The sequence below is a fragment of the Saccharomonospora glauca K62 genome (assembly GCF_000243395.2).
In the GTDB taxonomy this organism is placed as follows: domain Bacteria; phylum Actinomycetota; class Actinomycetes; order Mycobacteriales; family Pseudonocardiaceae; genus Saccharomonospora; species Saccharomonospora glauca.
This window is the reverse complement of the sequence record NZ_CM001484.1, coordinates 1,666,390-1,683,557: the sequence shown is the minus strand read 5'-3', so window position 1 is coordinate 1,683,557 and position 17,168 is coordinate 1,666,390. Positions and strand designations below refer to the sequence as shown.

Annotated in this window: 17 protein-coding genes; 3 read left to right on the top strand and 14 right to left on the bottom strand. The window is 69.1% G+C overall.

What is annotated here, in order from left to right; translation table 11 throughout:
- Positions 1 to 7 precede the first annotated feature (7 nt).
- The 10 genes from der to mbhE all read right to left on the bottom strand — a co-directional run bounded on the left by der (position 8) and on the right by mbhE (position 9,220).
- Positions 8 to 1,423, bottom strand: a complete 1,416-nt coding sequence (gene der, locus SACGLDRAFT_RS08110; RefSeq protein WP_005463468.1) for a ribosome biogenesis GTPase Der — start codon at positions 1,421 to 1,423, stop codon at positions 8 to 10.
- 55 nt (positions 1,424 to 1,478) lie between these two features.
- Positions 1,479 to 2,153 (bottom strand): lysophospholipid acyltransferase family protein, encoded by a 675-nt coding sequence (locus SACGLDRAFT_RS08105; RefSeq protein WP_005463461.1) that lies wholly within the window; start codon positions 2,151 to 2,153, stop codon positions 1,479 to 1,481.
- Positions 2,150 to 2,875, bottom strand: coding sequence for a (d)CMP kinase (gene cmk, locus SACGLDRAFT_RS08100; protein WP_005463459.1), 726 nt, complete (start codon positions 2,873 to 2,875; stop codon positions 2,150 to 2,152). The genes SACGLDRAFT_RS08105 and cmk overlap by 4 nt, the downstream gene beginning before the upstream one ends.
- Before the next feature lie 113 nt (positions 2,876 to 2,988).
- The gene (gene mnhG / locus SACGLDRAFT_RS08095; protein WP_005463457.1) at positions 2,989 to 3,357 is read right to left on the bottom strand and encodes a monovalent cation/H(+) antiporter subunit G; all 369 of its coding nucleotides are present in this window, start codon (positions 3,355 to 3,357) and stop codon (positions 2,989 to 2,991) included.
- Positions 3,357 to 3,623: a monovalent cation/H+ antiporter complex subunit F gene (locus tag SACGLDRAFT_RS08090; RefSeq protein ID WP_005463455.1), complete on the bottom strand. Its 267-nt coding sequence runs from the start codon at positions 3,621 to 3,623 to the stop codon at positions 3,357 to 3,359. The genes mnhG and SACGLDRAFT_RS08090 overlap by 1 nt, the downstream gene beginning before the upstream one ends.
- Before the next feature lie 43 nt (positions 3,624 to 3,666).
- Positions 3,667 to 4,239 carry a Na+/H+ antiporter subunit E gene (locus SACGLDRAFT_RS08085; protein WP_005463453.1) on the bottom strand — a complete coding sequence of 191 codons (573 nt, stop codon included), beginning with the start codon at positions 4,237 to 4,239 and terminating at the stop codon, positions 3,667 to 3,669.
- A gap of 1 nt (position 4,240) precedes the next feature.
- On the bottom strand, positions 4,241 to 5,773 hold the full coding sequence (locus tag SACGLDRAFT_RS08080; RefSeq protein WP_005463451.1) for a Na+/H+ antiporter subunit D: 1,533 nt from the start codon (positions 5,771 to 5,773) through the stop codon (positions 4,241 to 4,243).
- Positions 5,770 to 6,237, bottom strand: coding sequence for a Na(+)/H(+) antiporter subunit C (locus SACGLDRAFT_RS08075; protein WP_005463449.1), 468 nt, complete (start codon positions 6,235 to 6,237; stop codon positions 5,770 to 5,772). The genes SACGLDRAFT_RS08080 and SACGLDRAFT_RS08075 overlap by 4 nt, the downstream gene beginning before the upstream one ends.
- Positions 6,234 to 6,809 carry an MnhB domain-containing protein gene (locus SACGLDRAFT_RS08070; protein ID WP_005463447.1) on the bottom strand — a complete coding sequence of 192 codons (576 nt, stop codon included), beginning with the start codon at positions 6,807 to 6,809 and terminating at the stop codon, positions 6,234 to 6,236. The genes SACGLDRAFT_RS08075 and SACGLDRAFT_RS08070 overlap by 4 nt, the downstream gene beginning before the upstream one ends.
- Positions 6,806 to 9,220, bottom strand: coding sequence for a hydrogen gas-evolving membrane-bound hydrogenase subunit E (gene mbhE / locus SACGLDRAFT_RS08065; protein ID WP_005463445.1), 2,415 nt, complete (start codon positions 9,218 to 9,220; stop codon positions 6,806 to 6,808). The genes SACGLDRAFT_RS08070 and mbhE overlap by 4 nt, the downstream gene beginning before the upstream one ends.
- A gap of 327 nt (positions 9,221 to 9,547) precedes the next feature.
- On the opposite strand from mbhE, the gene SACGLDRAFT_RS08060 reads away from it, so the two are divergent.
- From SACGLDRAFT_RS08060 to SACGLDRAFT_RS08050, 3 genes are all read left to right on the top strand, one after another.
- Entirely contained in the window at positions 9,548 to 10,030 is a 483-nt protein-coding gene (locus SACGLDRAFT_RS08060; protein WP_040919730.1) for a cation:proton antiporter regulatory subunit, read from the top strand.
- Positions 10,031 to 10,041: 11 nt separating this feature from the next.
- The gene (locus SACGLDRAFT_RS08055; RefSeq protein ID WP_005463442.1) at positions 10,042 to 11,238 is read left to right on the top strand and encodes a cation:proton antiporter; all 1,197 of its coding nucleotides are present in this window, start codon (positions 10,042 to 10,044) and stop codon (positions 11,236 to 11,238) included.
- Between the two features lie 101 nt (positions 11,239 to 11,339).
- On the top strand, positions 11,340 to 11,864 hold the full coding sequence (locus SACGLDRAFT_RS08050) for a hypothetical protein (RefSeq protein WP_005463441.1): 525 nt from the start codon (positions 11,340 to 11,342) through the stop codon (positions 11,862 to 11,864).
- Positions 11,865 to 11,871: 7 nt separating this feature from the next.
- Here the strand turns inward: SACGLDRAFT_RS08050 and SACGLDRAFT_RS08045 are convergent, their stop codons facing one another.
- The 4 genes from SACGLDRAFT_RS08045 to SACGLDRAFT_RS08030 all read right to left on the bottom strand — a co-directional run bounded on the left by SACGLDRAFT_RS08045 (position 11,872) and on the right by SACGLDRAFT_RS08030 (position 16,993).
- Positions 11,872 to 12,333 (bottom strand): tetratricopeptide repeat protein, encoded by a 462-nt coding sequence (locus tag SACGLDRAFT_RS08045; RefSeq protein WP_005463440.1) that lies wholly within the window; start codon positions 12,331 to 12,333, stop codon positions 11,872 to 11,874.
- A gap of 8 nt (positions 12,334 to 12,341) precedes the next feature.
- Complete coding sequence (dapB, locus tag SACGLDRAFT_RS08040) at positions 12,342 to 13,112, bottom strand: 4-hydroxy-tetrahydrodipicolinate reductase (RefSeq protein ID WP_005463439.1); 771 nt, start codon at positions 13,110 to 13,112, stop codon at positions 12,342 to 12,344.
- Entirely contained in the window at positions 13,109 to 14,467 is a 1,359-nt protein-coding gene (locus tag SACGLDRAFT_RS08035; RefSeq protein ID WP_005463438.1) for a M16 family metallopeptidase, read from the bottom strand. Before SACGLDRAFT_RS08035 ends, dapB begins: the two co-directional genes overlap by 4 nt.
- Positions 14,468 to 14,572: 105 nt before the next feature.
- Complete coding sequence (locus tag SACGLDRAFT_RS08030) at positions 14,573 to 16,993, bottom strand: polyribonucleotide nucleotidyltransferase (RefSeq protein ID WP_005463437.1); 2,421 nt, start codon at positions 16,991 to 16,993, stop codon at positions 14,573 to 14,575.
- Positions 16,994 to 17,168: the final 175 nt, after the last annotated feature.

Below are 17,168 nucleotides of genomic sequence, written 5' to 3'. Positions count from 1 at the left end.
GCGCACGTCACTTCTTCCTGGGCTTCTTCTCCCGCACTCGGACGTTGATCCGGACCGGGGTGCCCGTGAACCCGAAGCGCTCGCGGAACTTGCGCTCGATGAACCGGCGGTAGCCCGCCTCCAGGAAGCCCGTGGTGAACAGCACCAGCGTGGGCGGCCGCACCCCCGCCTGCGTGGCGAAGAGCACCTTCGGCTGCTTGCCGCCACGCACCGGGGGCGGAGTGGCGGCGATGAGGTCGGACAGCCAACTGTTGAGCTGTCCGGTGGGCACGCGCTGCTCCCACGACGCCAAGGCGGTTCGGAGAGCGGGGGCGAGTTTGCGCACGGCTCGTCCGGTCAGGGCCGACACGTTCACCCGCTCCGCCCACGGCACGCGCACCAACCCTCGATCGACCTCTCGTTCGAGCTGGTGGCGGCGGTCCTCGTCCACGAGGTCCCACTTGTTGAACGCGAGCACCAGCGCCCGTCCCGCGTCCGCGACGGTGGTGACGATGCGCAGGTCCTGCTCCGACAGCGGCTCGCTGGCGTCGAGCAGCACGATGGCCACCTCCGCCGCGTCGATGGCGGTCTTGGTGCGCAGGGAGGCGTAGTACTCGGTGCCGCTCGCCGTCTGCACCCGCTTGCGCAGCCCCGCGGTGTCCACGAAACGCCAGAGCTGGCCGTCGAGTTCGACCAGCGAGTCCACCGGGTCCACCGTGGTGCCCGCCACGGAGTCGACCACGGCGCGCTGCTCGCCCGTCAGCTTGTTCAGCAGACTCGACTTGCCGACGTTGGGCTTGCCCACCAGAGCCACCCGCCTCGGCCCCGCGGTGGCCCGGTCGGTTTCGCGGGGGGCGTCCGGCAGGGCCTCCACGACGGCGTCGAGCAGGTCACCGGAGCTGCGCCCGTGCAGCGCGCTCACCGGCCTCGGCTCGCCCAGCCCGAGGGACCACAACGACGCCGCCTCGGCCAGGAGCCGCTCGTCGTCGACCTTGTTCGCCGCGAGGATCACGGGCCGCTTCGAGCGGCGCAGGACCTTGGCCACGGCCTCGTCGGTCGCGGTGGCTCCCACGGAGGCGTCCACCACGAGCAGCACCACGTCGGCCGTGGACATCGCCAGCTCGGCCTGGGCCGCGACCGAGGCCTGCAGGCCCGACGCGCCCGGCTCCCAGCCACCGGTGTCCACCAGCGTGAAGCGGCGGCCGCGCCAGGAAGCGTCGTAGGCGATGCGGTCCCTCGTCACGCCCGGCGTGTCCTGAACGACCGCCTCCCGACGGCCCAGGATGCGGTTCACCAGCGTGGACTTGCCGACGTTCGGCCTGCCGACGACGGCCACCACGGGCTGCGGCGGTTCGCCCGCCTCCGGGTACGTTTCCTCGGCGGCGGCAGCGTCGAGTCGGAGGAACTCCGCCTCGTCGGACCAGGTTCCGTCCAGTTCGGTCATGCGTCGTCTCTTCCCTCGTTCTGCCTGTCCTGCCGGGGGCGCTCCCCCGGAATCGTCAGTTCTCGCGGTCTCGGCGGGCACGCTCGTCGTCAACGGCGCGCACGAGCGCGGCGAGGGTCTCCCGAAGCCGGTCGGTGGCCCGGACGAGACCGGCTCGTCCCTTGCCGACGTCGAGGGTGAACGGGTCACCGACCACCACGTCGATCACCGGACGCGGGCGTCGCCACGTCCTCCGGGGTCGTAGTGTCCCCCGCACCGCCACCGGGAGCACCACGGCACCGGTCGCTCGCACCAGCCACGCCGCTCCCCGCTGTGCTTGGCTCACGTCCCCCGCGCCGCGAGTGCCCTCGGGGAACACGCCCACCAGTCCGCCGTCCCGCAGCACGTCGGTGACAGTCAGCAGCGCGGTGCGATCCGGGGAACCGCGCCGTACCGGTACCTGTCCGATACGGCGCAGCCCCCACCCGACCGCGCCGGTGAACATCTCCTTCTTGACGAGGAACACCGAGCGCCGCGGCAACATTCCGAAGATGAGCTGCGGTTCCAGCATCGTGCTGTGGTTGGCGACGAGCACGACGGGACCGGTGCGCGGCACCCGCTCCATGCCCCGGACCCGCAGCCGGTACGCGGGCCGGTAGAGCAGGCGGGCGATGAGCCTGCCCAGATCGTGCAGCCACGGTATCGCTCCGGGCGGCAGGCCCTGTCCGTCCGCTCGGGTCACGGGAGTCACCGGCGCGTTCCCGCGACCTCGTCGCCGAGCAGCCCCCGACCCTCCACGAGTTCGGTGAGCTTCGCGGTGACCTCGTCGATCGTCAGGTCGGAGGTGTCGAGCAGCACGGCGTCGTCGGCGGCCCGCAGCGGCGAGGTCGCCCGCGTCGAGTCCAGGTGGTCGCGGCGCTGCACGGAGGCCTTCGCCTCCTCGAAGGAGGAGGCCCGGCCCGCCGCCATGTCCTGGGCGCTGCGCCGCCGCGCCCGCACGTCGGCCGACGCGGTGAGGAAGACCTTGAGCGGCGCGTCCGGGACGACCACCGTTCCGATGTCCCGGCCGTCGACCACGATGCCGCCGCCGTTGTCGACGGCCTCGCGGATGGCTCGACGCTGCTCGCTCACGAGGAGCTCCCGGACCTCCGGCACCGCCGAAACCGGGGAGACGGCTCGGTTGACCTCCTCCGTGCGGATCTCGACGCTGACGTCCGTTCCGTCCAACAGCGCCCTCGGCGCGCTCGGATCGGTGGCCACGTCGATCCGCGTCCGCCGCACCACCGCCACGACGGCCTCCGCGTCGGTGGGATCGACCCCGGCCCGCAGCACCGCCAGCGTGGCCACGCGATACATGGCCCCGGTGTCCAGGTACCCGGCGTTCAGTTCGGTGGCCAGCCTCCGCGCCGCCGTCGTCTTGCCGGTTCCCGACGGACCGTCCAATGCCACCACGCCACACAGCGCTTGAGCCACCGGGCCCACTCCTCGCCACTTCATGATCGTCTCGTGTTCGTCCGCCGGTCACGCCCCGGAGGGCGGCCGCGCGTGCGGGTCTCATTGTGCCCGGTGGTGTGATGAGACTCGTCTCACCGGTCCCCCGGACGCCCCTCCGGGGTGGGAAAGCCTTCCCGGCGCAGGCGGTCGCCCAGGTGGTCCCGCACGAGGGAGGACCTCTCCACGGCACCGATCCGGTAGGCGGCCCTGCCGACGAGCTGCGACAGGACGGGGGCCGTCACCACCTGCAACAGCGCCACGAGGACCAGGCCGAAGGCGTCCACGATCTGAAGCTGGAGCGCCGCGCCGAGCAGCACCATGATCAGCCCCACGGTCTGGGGCTTCGTCGCGGCCTGCAACCGGCTGAGCAGGTCGGGGAACCGCAGCAGCCCGAACGCGCCCACCGCGCAGAACAGGGCTCCGAGGAGCAGGAGGACGCTGGAGACGACGTCGATCCACATCAGCGGTGCTCCTTCCGGCCCTCGGTGAGCCTGACGACGCTGAGCGTGCCGACGAAGCCCAGCAACGCCGTGCACACCAGGATCGGCAGCGAGAGCACGGAGTCGGTCATCGCCATGTTCACGGCGAATCCCGCGACGATGAGAACGACGAGCACGTCGAGGGCCATAGCGCGGTCGAGGATCCACGGCCCCTTGATCAGGCGGATCAGGGTGAGCAGTCCGGCCACGGCGAGAATGGCCAGGGTGGCGATGTAGACGACGGTCACTGCTTTTCCTCACAAGTCGGCTCGGGGGCGGTGTTCGGGTGGCTCACGCGGCGACCTCCGTCCGGCTCGCCTCGGCGCCGAAGCTCCGCGCACGTTCGACCGCGGTGCGGATCTCGTCGGCGGTGCCGAACGCCTTGGCCACCCTGACCTGCATCCTCATGGCACTGTGGACGTGCGGCTCCACATCGGGCGAGTACACGCCCAGCGCGTAGATGTAGAAACAACCCCTGGGCCGGTCGATGTGCAGCACGAACGTTCCCGGAGCCAGGGACACCAGGTTGGCCGCCGAGACCACCAGGAAGTCACGGTCCACGAGGATCGGCACCTCGACGATGACCGCCTTGGTGCGGGGGCCGTACCGCGCGGCGTCCCATCCGACCCGCACACCCGAGCTGACCAGGTCCCACACCAAATACGCCGCGAGACCGAGGAGCCGGTGAGGACGGAGCAGCAGCGGTGACCGCACGGGGCTGAAGGGGAACATCAGCAACACCGCGGCCGTGACGATCACGCCGGAGACCAGCACGAGCGGTTCGACCGAACGCCACAGCAGCACCCACACCAGCAGGAGCCACGGGGCGAGCAGCGGGGAGAACCGACGCATTCCGTTCTGCATGTCAGCCCCTCCCTTCGGTGAGCACCACGCCGCGGTACTGGTCGCCGCCCATGAGGTCCTCCGCGGCCCGTTCGCTCATCGCCGACAGCGGCCCCGCGGCGAGCGCGATGACCACGCCCGCCGCCACCAGCACGCTCGTGGCGAACACCATCGGCCGGTTGGTGAGCCCCGTCCCCACGGTGAGTTCGTCGGTGGGGTCGTCGTCGGGGAACGGCTCGCGTTTCGCGCCCCAGAACGCGCCGACCCACACGCGGGTCATGGCGTACAAGGTGAGGAAGCTCGTCAGCACCGCGGCGGCCGTGGCCGTGTACGCGAGCACCGTAGTGCTCTCGGCCCCGGCGCGGAACAGCGTGATCTTGGCGATGAAGCCGGAGAACGGCGGGATCCCTGCGAGGTTGAGCGCGGGCACCGCGAACAGGGCCGCGATCAACGGCGCGCTCTTGGCGACACCGGACATCTCCCGCAGCGACACCGTTCCCGTTCGCCTGGTCAGCAGGCCGCTGACCAGGAACAACGCCGCCTGCACGGTGATGTGGTGGACGACGTAGAGGATCGCGCCGGTCACGCCGACGACGGTGGCCATGCCCAGCCCGAACAACATGAAGCCGATGTGGCTGACCAACAGGAACGACAGCAACCGGTTGATGTCCTCCTGGGCGATGGCCCCGAGGGCACCGACGATCATGGTCAGGATCGCCACCACCAGCAGCACGTTCCACACGACATCGTTCTGGAACACCAGCGTGTGCGTGCGGATCAGCGCGTACACGCCGACCTTCGTGAGCAGGCCCGCGAACACGGCCGTGATGGGCGCCGGTGCCGTCGGATAGCTGTCCGGGAGCCAGAAGTGCAACGGGACCAGCGCGCTCTTGATGCCGAACACAACGGTGGCGAGCAACGCGATGCTCGTCTGCACGCCCGGCGACAGGTCCCGGAACGCTACCGACAGGTCGGCGAGGTTGATGGTGCCCGTCGCCGCGTACACCAGCCCGATCATCGTCAGGAACAGCAGCGACGACGTGAGACTCACGATCACGTACGTCATCCCCGCCCGCACCCGTCGGGCGCTGGTACGGCGTGTGATGAGCACGTACGACGCCGAGAGCATGATCTCGAACGCCACGAACAGGTTGAACAGGTCGCCGGTGATGTAGGCCAGCGAGACACCCGCGCACAGCACCAGATACGCGGGCTGGAACGTCGTGGACGCGATCTCCCGGCCGTAGTCGGTGATGCGCTGTCCGATGGAGAACACCAGCACCGCCAACGTCACCACCGCCGACACGAGCAGCAGCAACGAGGCGAGCCGATCCGCGATCAGGGTGATGCCGAACGGCGCGGCGTAACCGCCGAGTTGCAGCACCACCGGTCCCTCGGTGTCGGTGGCGTACACCAGCACCGACGCGATGACGACGACGGCGCTGAGGACGGTCATGCCGATCACGCGTTGCAGATCGGGCCGAGTGCCGAGGAGCAAAGACAGCGCCGCGCCGAGCAGCGGCAGCAGGACGGGAAGGGCGAGCAGCACGGTCATCGGCGGACCTCCCTCGGGGTCTCGGGAGCGTCCTCCGACGCTTCCTCCGCCTCGGCGGTGGTGTCGGAGTCGGTGACGTCCGGCGACGAGCTCTCCTCCACGGCGCGAGCCTGACGGACGGCCACTTGGCGGTCCTCGACGTCGTCCTGCACCTCGTCATGGCCGAGCAGGACCCACGAGCGGAACGCCAGCGCCAGCAGGAACGTGGTGAGGGCGAACGTGATGACGATCGCCGTGAGTGCGAGCGCCTGGGGCAGCGGGTCCACCATGAGCTCGGCGACGGCCTCCCCGACGAAGGAGGGCTCACCGGGTGGGCCACCCGCGACCTGGAGGAACAGGTTCGCCCCGTGGCCGAGGATCGCGATGCCGATGACCACGCGCATCAGCGATCGTTGCATGAGCAGGTAGAACCCCACGGTGTAGAGCCCGGCGAGGGCCACCGCCATGGTCAGATTGATCGTCACGTGCTCGCGTCCCCCGGCTGCTGGTCGTTCAGTTCGTTCTCCAGTTCCCCCCGTTGGATTCCTTCTCCGAGCGTTCGCAGCAGGTTCAGGACGACGCCGATGATGAGCAGGAAGACGCCGGTGTCGAACCCGAGGCTCGTCGCGATCTTCAACGACCCCAGCACCGGGACGTCGACCTTCCACACGGCACTGGACAGCAGGGGAAGGTCGAAGAAGACCGGCACGATCGCGCTCGCGACCACCACGATCAGGCCGAACCCCATGATCACGGGCGGTTGCACCCAGGGACGGCGAAGTCCCGTCAGCGAGCCACCCGCGACGTATCGCAGGACGAACGCCAGCCCGGCCACGAGCCCGGCGCTGAATCCGCCGCCCGCCCGCGTGTGACCCGCGAACAACAGGTAGACCGCCACGAGCAGCACCGTCGGGAAGACGATGCGCAGACACACTTCGAGCAGCAGCGACCGAGGCCAGCGGGTCTGTTCACTTTCCCGCATCAGCCAGTGCTCGCGGGGGCGGTCACAGGTGTCCCACCACAGGTTCGCGACGGCGTCGGTACGAGATGCGGTCACGAGGGCGCCCCTTCCTTGGGCCTGGATTCGTCGTCCGTCCGCTCGGGCACGGACTCCTCCGCGGCGGCGTCCGTGTTCTCGACCACGTCGCTCGGCCGCCGACGCTGACGGTGAGCGGCGAGGATGAGGCTCGCCGCCCCGATCGCGGCCACGGCCAGCACCGTGACCTCTCCCAAGGTGTCGAAGGCCCGGAAATCGACGATGATCGCGTTCACGACGTTCGAGGCCCCGGCCTCGGGCTCGGCGCGGGCGATGTACTCCCGGCTGGTCTCGGGCAGGCCGCTGCGCGCTCCGGAGACGATCACCGCGAGGACCGCCACGACGGTGCCACCGACGGCGGCGATGGTCGCCTTGATCCAGCGCACTCCCCGAGGACGCGGCCGGTCCTGTCCGAACCGGGCCGGGAAGCGGCGCAGCACGAACACGAACACGACGAGCGTGAGCGACTCCACGAGGAACTGTGCCAGCGCGAGGTCCACGCCACCTTCGACCACGAAGAGCGCACCGATGCTGTAGCCGACCAACCCGGTCAGCAGCACGGCCGTCAGTCGGCGACGCGTGAGCACGACGGCGCCCGCCGCGGCGAGCATCACCACCACCAGCACCGGTTGGATCCACGAGTCGGCGAAACGCAGGGCGGTCTGCTCACCGACGCCGCCCAGCAGACCCAACGTGGGCGCCAGCGACATCGTCACGATGATCACGCCGAGGTAGACCGGCAGCGAACCGACCTGCAACCGACCGGTGAGCCACCGGGCGCTCCGGTCGAGCGCGCCCATCGTGGCCTGATACGACGGTTCCGCCTGCAACGCCCTGGGCAGCCGGCCCGCGAACCGGCGGAGCACCCAGGTGGCCTTGTAGGCGCCGTAACCGGCCACCAGGATGGCCGCCGACAGGAGGAGGGGCACGTTCACCCCGTGCCACAACGCGAGGTGATAGCGCTCCTCACCGAGGGGATAGGCCTCGGCGTAGCGTCCCGCGAGGACCTCCACCCAGGACGGGACGAGGCCGAGCACGAGACTCGCCGTGGCGGGCACGAGGATCGGGGCCACGAACAGCGCTCCCGGCCGGTCGACCGCGGTCGGCTCGACGTCCGGCCGGGTTCCGAATGCCCCCACCAGGAACCGGAGGCTGTACGCCGCGGTGAGCGCCGAGCCGATCACCAGTCCCACCAGGACGATCGTGCTCACGCCACGCCCGAGGACGTCCCCGTGCAGGAACGCCTCCAGCACCGTCTCCTTGCCGACGAAGCCCAGCAGCGGCGGCACCCCCGCCATCGACGCCGCCGCGAGTGCCGCCACCCCGGCCAGCAGGGGCCACCGGCGACCCAGACCGGACAAATGCCTCAGGTCTCGCGTTCCGGCGCGTTTGTCGATAACGCCGGTGACGAGAAAAAGTGTCGATTTGAACAACCCGTGCGCGAGAATAAGCGTGGCGCCGGCCAGGGCGGACACAAAACCGCCCGAACCGACCAAAACCATCAAAAATCCCAATTGGCTCACGGTACCAAACGCGAGCAGCGTCTTGAGGTCGTTCTGCCGCAGCGCTCGCACGGCGCCGAGGAGCATGGTCCACAGCCCGAGCACCACCACCGGGACCCACCAGGCCGGCATCGCGGAGAACCCCGGAGCGAAGCGCGCGACGAGGTAGACCCCGGCCTTCACCATGGCCGCGGCGTGCAGGTAGGCGCTCACCGGCGTGGGCGCGACCATCGCGGCGGGCAGCCAGAAGTGGAACGGGAACTGGGCGGACTTCGTGAAGGCGCCCGCGAGCACGAGCACTACCGCGACGCTGACCATCGGCCCCGGGGACGGCGGGTCGGCCACGATCTCCGACACGCGGACCGTCCCGGCCGCCGTCGCGAGCAGGATCAACCCCAGCAGCATCGACAGCCCGCCGGCGGCGGTGACCAGCAACGCCTGCGTGGCGGACCGGCGCGAGCGCTTCGTCGTGCCGTCCCCGCCGACGAGCAGGAACGAGCACACGGTCGTCAGTTCCCAGAACAGGTACAGGGAGAAGACGTCGTCGACGAGAACGAGCCCCAGCATCGCCCCCGCGAACGTCACCAACAGCGTGGAATTCCGGCCGATGTTCTTGTCACCGGGTTTCGCGTAGCACGCGTAGTAGAAAAGAACCAGCGCGCCGATTCCGGAGACGAGCAACGACATGAGCACCGAAAGGGAATCGATTCGGAGCGTGATTTCCAAATCGATGGACGGCGCCCACGCCACCGTCTGTTCCACGGCATCGCCGGGATCGCCGAAAGCTCCGCCGGAGTGGAAAAGGAGTAATATGGCGAGAGTAGCGGCGGACAGCACACCCCCGACGACGAAGGCGACCCTCCCCCACCTGCGCGCGACCGCGGGCAGCAGCGCCGCGACGGCGAAATGGGCGAGAATCGCCACAAGCATACGTTCCACCGCCGTCTCGGATCGGAAACATTGTCATCGGGCTCGACGGGGGACAGTCAGCGCATACAGCGTACTGATCGTCAAGAACCCCGCGGTCCCATCTTACGGGACAACCTTTCCCGATCACAGTAAGCGCAGCCCATTGCAAGGCGTGATGATCTTCTCAGTTTCTCGACGCCGATTTCATAGTAGAATCCATGAATTGAGATCCGGAACGCCGTCCCCGATCGAGACCCCCGAGCCGTCGCCTCGGCATCCGATCCCGACCTCCGTTCTTTCGAACCGACCTCCGAAAGACACGCCCCCTCCATGCGCTACCGTGGACCCGTGAACGTCGACGTAACCCCCTTGCCGGGAATCGGCGTCCGTAAGGACTTCGCGTTGAACAACGGCCGCCGTGTGGGTGTCATCACGCATCGCGACGGCATGATCGAACTCATCGTGTCCAAGGCGGAGGACCCCGACGCGTGCCTGGCTTCGCTTCAGCTCACCGCGGAGGAAGCGGGCACACTCGCCAACCTGCTCGGCGCTCCGCAGTTGGTCGCGCAGCTGATCGAGGAGCAACGGGAGCTTCCCGGCATCAGTACGAAGCCGATGTCGATCAAGCCCGGGTCCCCGTACGACGGTCACACCCTCGGTGACGCGGCCCTGCGTAGTCGCACGGGCGTGTCCGTCGTCGCGGTCATGCGCGCCGGCCAGGTTCATCCCTCCCCCACTCCCGACTTTCTGTTCACCGCTGGTGACGTACTCATGGTCGTCGGCACGCCCGAGGGGCTCGAAGAAACTGCCAGGATTCTCAAGCAAGGCTGAGGCAAACACGCGTGGACCACACAGCACTGTCACTACTCGAACTAGGCGCTGTGTTCTTCGGGCTGGGCGTATTGGGCCGGCTCGCGGGCAAGATCGGCATGTCACCGATCCCCCTATATCTGCTGGGTGGTCTCGCCTTCGGTGAGGGTGGAGTCTTCCCCCTCGGCGACATCAGTGGCTTCACCTCGCTCGCCAGCGAGATCGGCGTGGTGCTCCTGCTGCTCACCCTGGGGCTGGAGTACACCGCCGACGAACTGTTCACCGGTCTGCGCCAGTCCTGGATGGCCGGTCTGCTCGACCTCGTGCTGAACGCGGCGCCGGGCGTCGCCGTCGCCCTGATTCTCGGCTGGGGCCCGCTCGGCGCGCTCGCGCTCGGTGGTGTCACCTACATCTCCTCGTCGGGCATCATCGCCAAGGTCCTCGGCGACCTCGGAAGACTGGGTAACCGGGAGACCCCGGTCGTGCTGTCCATCCTCGTGTTCGAGGACCTCGTGATGGCGATCTACCTGCCGATCCTCACCGCCGTGCTGGCCGGGGTGAGCCTCATCGGCGGGCTGAAGGCCGTGGGCATCTCGCTCGCCGTGGTGTCCGTGGTCATGCTCGTGGCCCTGAAGTACGGCCGTTACGTCTCGGCGGTCGTCGACAGCCCCGACCGTGAGGTCTTCCTGCTGAAGGTCCTCGGGGCCGCGTTGCTGGTGGCGGGGCTGGCGTCGGCCATGCAGGTCTCGGCCGCGGTGGGCGCGTTCCTGCTCGGCATCGCGATCTCGGGTTCGACGGCGGAGAACGCCACGAAGCTGCTCGAACCGCTGCGGGATCTGTTCGCGGCCGTCTTCTTCGTCGTCTTCGGGCTCAACACCGATCCGCGGAGCATCCCGCCGGTGCTGTTGTGGGCCGTCGTCCTCGCCGTGGTCACCACGGCCACGAAGGTCCTCACCGGTTGGTGGGCGGCCGGCCGCTCCGGGCTGGGACGGATGGCCCGCGCGAGGGCCGGTGCGGCCCTGGTCTCGCGCGGTGAGTTCTCCATCGTCATCGCCGGGTTCGCCGTGTCGGCGGGCGCCGTCGACGGTGAACTCGCCGCACTCGCCGCCACGTACGTGCTGCTCATGGCGATCTTCGGTCCGATCGCGGCGCGTGTCGTGGAGCCGGTGACCAACCTGTTCCTCAAGTCCCCGGCGAAGTCCACGTCCACCGAAACGGTCAAGTCCTGACCTCGGCTCCGTTTTCGCCGGAATTGGCCGATCCGCCTCCGCGAGCACCGAGAGATCGCTAAGGTGAGCGTCACCCCGCTCGTCCCTCGAAAGGGTCTCCGGTGCTCGCCTGGCTGTGCCTTTCGCTCTGTGTCGCCTTCGGCGCGTCCGTGCTGCCGGTCGTGAGCATCGAGTTGTTCGTGGTGGGGCTTGTCACCAGCGAACCGTCCCTGCCGTGGATCGGCATCGGCGCGGCCGTCGCGCTGGGGCAGGTCCTGGGCAAGCTGCTCTACTACCTGGCCGCTCGCGGCACCATCGAGCTGCCCCCGCTCCTGCACGCAAAGCTCCGGCACGAGGATCGGCCGCTCTCCCCGCTCCGGCAACGCTGGCGGGAGCGCACCAAGAGGCTGCGCGCGTTCCTGGAGACGGTGCGCGAACGCTGCCGCCGACACCCACACTGGATGACCACCACCTACGGGGTGAGCTCGCTGATCGGACTCCCCCCGTACATGGCCACGGCCGTGCTCGCCGGCATCGCGCGGATGCGGCCGTCGCTGTTCGTGGTACTCGGGTTCCTCGGGCGGTTCGTGCGGTTCAGCGCCCTGGCGGCGGCTCCGGCGGTGTTCGCGAGTCTGCTGCGGTTCTGAAAACTCGTCACCGATCGCCGTCGGCGTGCTCGGCGGCTTCGAGCTCCACGGCCTTGCGCATGATGGCGCGAGCTCGTCGACGGTCTCCCGCGAGGTCGTAGGCGTAGGCCAGGCGGTACCAACGGCGCCAGTCCTCCGGATCGGCCTCCACCTCGGCCCGCCGCTCGTCGAACCACGCGTCGGCCGCCTCCCGGTCGACGCGACCGGACGGCCTGCGCGGCAGGTCGGAGACGTCGGGAAGACCGCCCTCCGCCTCCAACCGCCGCGTGAGCCGTTGAATCCGCACCCCCGAACGCCATGTCGTCACCAGCATCCAGACTCCGAGCAGTGACAACACCAGCACGGCCGCGCCGAGAGCGACGGCCACCGGCTCGTCCGCACGCAGCAGTTCCACGGCACGGCCGGCCAGCAACACCAGGTAGACGGCGACCGCGAGGGTGACGACGATGGCGAGGTTACGGGTTCTCATGACGACGGTCACACACCCAGCACGTGTTCGAGCCCGACGGTCAAGCCGGGGCGCGAGAGCACCGAGCGAATCCCCAACAGGACCCCTGGCATGAACGACGTGCGGTCGAGCGAGTCGTGACGGATGGTCAGCGTCTCCCCTTGCGCGCCGAAGAGGATCTCCTCGTGCGCCACGAGACCGGGCAGCCGCACCGAGTGCACGCGGACCCCGGCCACGTCGGCGCCACGCGCACCGTCCAGTTCGGACGTCGTGGCGTCCTCGCCGGGCCCTCGTCCCGCCTCGGCCCTCGCCGTCGAGATCAGCCGGGCGGTGTGCGCCGCCGTGCCGGACGGGGCGTCGGCCTTGCGATTGTGGTGCAGTTCCACCACCTCGGCGGAGTCGTAGAACCGCGCTGCCTGCTGGGCGAACCTCATGGCGAGCACCGCGCCGAGCGCGAAGTTCGGGGCGATGAGCATGCCCAGCTCCGGCTTGTCGGCCAGCCATCCGGTGAGCGTCTCGATCCGCTCGTCGGTGAACCCGCTGGTGCCGACCACCGCATGCAGTCCGTGGTCCACGGCGAACCGCAGGTTGTCCATCACCGCGTCGGGGTGGGTGAAGTCGACGACCACCTCGGCCGCGGTCAACGCCGCGAGGTCGTCGCCGGAGTTCACCGTCGCGACCACCTCCATGTCGGGTGCCGCGTTCACCGCCTTGACGACCTCGGTCCCCATGCGGCCCCGCGCGCCGAGGACACCGACCTTGATCGGAGTCCTGTCGCCGTCCACGGATGCCCCGGTCATGCCATCACCTCGTGCAGTTCATCGGGAAGCTCGTCGGTGTGAGCGTACGGTCCGACCACGGCGACCGCCGAACGGCCACCGGGTCGCCGCAACAACGTACGGGCGAGCCGCGCCACGTCCTCGGGCGTGACCTCGTCGAGGCGCTCCACGGTGTCGCTCACGCTCTGGTAGAGACCGTAGTTCAACTCGTTCTTGCCGAGCCGGAACATCCGGGACGCGGTGTCCTCCAGCCCGAGAACGAGACCGCCGCGAAGCTGTCCCTTGGCCCTGGCCACCTCCGCGTCGGTGAGCCCGTTCTCGGCCACCTCCGCGAGGACCTCACCCACGACCCCGGCCACCTCACCGAGTCGATCGGGCTGGCAGCCCACGTACACGTCGAGATGCCCGGCGTCGGCGTAGTTCGCCACCGAGGAATACACCTGGTAGGCGAGTCCCCGGCGTTCCCGGACCTCCTGGAACAGTCGGGAGCTCAGGCCGCCACCGAGGGCCGCGTTGAGTACCGACAACGTGTACCGCTGGTCGTCGTGCCGTCCCGGCGTGCGCACCCCCAGCATGAGGTGTGCCTGCTCGGTGTCGTCGCTGTGCAGCGCCAGCCGAGGGGACCGCCCGAATCGCGCCCGGCCCGCCCTCGGCGCTATCGGTACCTCCGACCCCGACAGCCGGTCGCGCAACGCCGAACGGACGAGGCGCACCACGTCCTTGTGCTCCACGTTGCCCGCCACCGCAATGACCATCCGATGTGGACTGTAGCGACGGCGGTAGAAACCGCGCAGGGCCGCCGGAGTCATGTCCGTGATGGACTGCTCGGTGCCCAGGACCGACCGGCCGAGCGGGTGCGCGGGCATGATCGTGCGCACGAACGTCTCGTGCAGCAGGTCCTCGGGGTCGTCGTCGCGCATGGCGATCTCTTCGAGCACCACGCGACGTTCGGTCTCCACGTGAGGGTCCTCGCACGTCGCCTGGAACACGACGTCGGTGACGAGGTCCACCGCCAGCTCCAGGTCCTCGTCCAGCACCTGGGCGTAGAAGCACGTGTGCTCCTTGGCGGTGAAGGCGTTCATCTCCCCGCCGACCGCGTCGATCTCCTCCGCGATCTGGGTGGCGTCGCGCCGCTTCGTGCCCTTGAACAGCAGGTGTTCGAGATAGTGCGCAGCTCCGGCGACACGCGGTTGCTCGTCACGGGAACCGATCCCGACCCACACGCCCAGCGTCGCGGAGCGCACTCCCGGCACCGATTCGGTGATCACTCGTAGTCCACCGGGCAGCACCGTGCGTTTGACAACCCCCGATGTCGAGGAGTCGAGGGTACGGGTGGAACCGATGGGTTGAAGGTGTCCGGCAATCTGTCGCGCCATGACTTCGTCGACTCACCTCACCCGAACGGCCCGTCACCGCCGGTGTCGTCGGCGACGGGCCGTTCGAGGTCGTTCGTTCGTGGATGGGGTTTTCGTGGGTGGCCGTTACTCGACGTCGGCCGGTCCGCCCTCACCGGCCTGCTTGTTGACCTTCTCGGCGCGGTCCCCCTTGTCACCGCCCTTGTCGCCACCGCGGTTCCGCCCACGACGGGTGCGCTGCCTCGGCCGCGAGCTCCGCTCCTTCTCCGGCTTCGCCTGCTTGCCCTTCTCCGACTCCGCCGAGGAGGACTCGGCCTGCGAGCCCTCGGCCTGCTCGTCCTCGTCACGGACGACGACCAGGCTGATCTTGCCGCGGCTGTCGATGTCGGCGATCTCCACGCGGAGCTTGTCGCCGACGTTCACCACGTCCTCGACCTTGTCGATGCGTTTGCCGTTACCCAGCTTGGAGATGTGGACGAGACCGTCCTTGCCGGGCAGCAGCGAGACGAACGCGCCGAACGCCGCCGTCTTGACGACGGTGCCCAGGAAGCGCTCACCGACCTTCGGAAGCTGCGGGTTGGCGATGGCGTTGATCTTGTCGATGGCGGCCGCGGCCGAGGGGCCGTCGGCGGCGCCCACGTAGATCGTGCCGTCGTCCTCGATGGAGATGTCGGCGCCGGTCTCCTCCGTGATCGAGTTGATCATCTTGCCCTTCGGCCCGATGACCTCGCCGATCTTGTCCACCGGCACCTTCAGGCTCGTCACGCGCGGCGCGTACGGGCTCATCTCGTCCGGCCCATCGATGGCCTCGGCCATGACGTCCAGGATCGTGAGGCGGGCGTCGCGAGCCTGCTTGAGAGCCGCGGCCAGCACGTCCGACGGAATGCCGTCGAGCTTGGTGTCGAGCTGGAGCGCTGTGATGATGTCCCTGGTGCCCGCCACCTTGAAGTCCATGTCGCCGAAGGCGTCCTCGGCTCCGAGGATGTCGGTGAGCGCGACGTACTGCGTCTCGCCGTCGACCTCGTCGGACACAAGCCCCATCGCGATGCCCGCCACCGGAGCCTTGAGCGGCACACCGGCGTTGAGCAGGCTCATCGTCGAGGCGCACACCGACCCCATCGAGGTGGAACCGTTGGACCCGAGGGCCTCGGACACCTGACGGATGGCGTAGGGGAACTCCTCACGCTTCGGCACCACGGGCACGAGCGCACGCTCGGCCAGCATGCCGTGGCCGATCTCGCGCCGCTTCGGCGTCCCGACCCGGCCGGTCTCACCGGTGGAGTACGGCGGGAAGTTGTAGTGGTGCAGGTAACGCTTCGTCGTCTCCGGCGACAGCGTGTCCAGCTGCTGCTCCATGCGGAGCATGTTGAGCGTGGTGACGCCCAGGATCTGGGTCTCGCCGCGCTCAAACAGCGCCGAACCGTGCGCCCTGGGCACCACGGACACCTCGGCGGAAAGCTGCCGGATGTCGGTGACGCCTCGGCCGTCGATCCGCACCTTGTCCCGCAGGATGCGCTGCCGGACCAGCTTCTTGGTCAGGGCCCGGAACGCGGCGCCGATCTCCTTCTCACGCCCTTCGAAGGCCTCGCCCTCGCCGATGCCGACGCGCTCGAGCACCATGTTCTTGACCTCGTCGATGGCGTTCTCGCGCTCCTGTTTGCCCGCGATGGTGAGCGCCTTGCCGAGGTCCTCGGTCGCGATAGCCGCCACCGCGTCGTAGGCGTCGGTCTCGTAGGCGGGGAACAGAGGGAACTCCCCGACCGGCTTCGCGGCGGCGTCCGCCAGCCGCTGCTGCGCCTCGCACAGCACGCGGATGAACGGCTTCGCGGCGTCGAGCCCCTGCGCCACCGTCTCCTCCGTGGGAGCCGTGGCCCCCTCGGCGATCAGGGCGAGCGTGTTCTCGGTGCCCTCGGCCTCGACCATCATGATCGCGACGTCCTCGGGCGCTTCACCCACGATGCGGCCGGCCACGACCATGTTGAACGTGGCGCGCTCCAACTGCGACCAGGTGGGGAACGCCACCCACTGGTCCTCGATCAGCGCGACGCGCACCCCACCGATGGGGCCCGAGAACGGCAGCCCGCCGATCTGGGTGGAGGCCGACGCGGCGTTGATCGCCAACACGTCGTAGGGGTCGTCGGGGTGCAGGCTCTGCACGGTGACGACGATCTGAATCTCGTTACGCAGGCCGTCGGCGAACGACGGCCGCAGCGGCCGGTCGATCAGTCGGCAGGTCAGGATGGCGTCGGTGGACGGCCGACCCTCCCGACGGAAGAACGCTCCGGGGATCCGCCCCGCCGCGTACATCCGTTCCTCGACGTCCACTGTGAGCGGGAAGAAGTCGAACTGGTCCTTCGGCTGTTTGGACGCGGTGGTGGCCGAGAGCACCATCGTCTCGTCGTCCAGGTAGGCCACCACGGCCCCGGCGGCCTGCCGGGCGAGTCGTCCGGTCTCGAACCGGACCGTACGGCGGCCGAACCGCCCGTTGTCGATCACGGCTTCCGTCTCGTGGACGGCCGGTGCGGCGGTGCCGCTGACGTCAGTCATTCCTTGGTTACTCCTCGTACATCCGGGCGGACGCCTCCCCACTCCTCGGGGTGCGCGCGAGGTACGAGGCCGGTCATCGATCGAAGCCGACGGGGAAGGCCCCCGGCAGCCACTACCGAGGACCGGCTGCGGCGTCCTCGTGCGCTTCTGCGCTCGCCCACAGTTATCGCTCTCT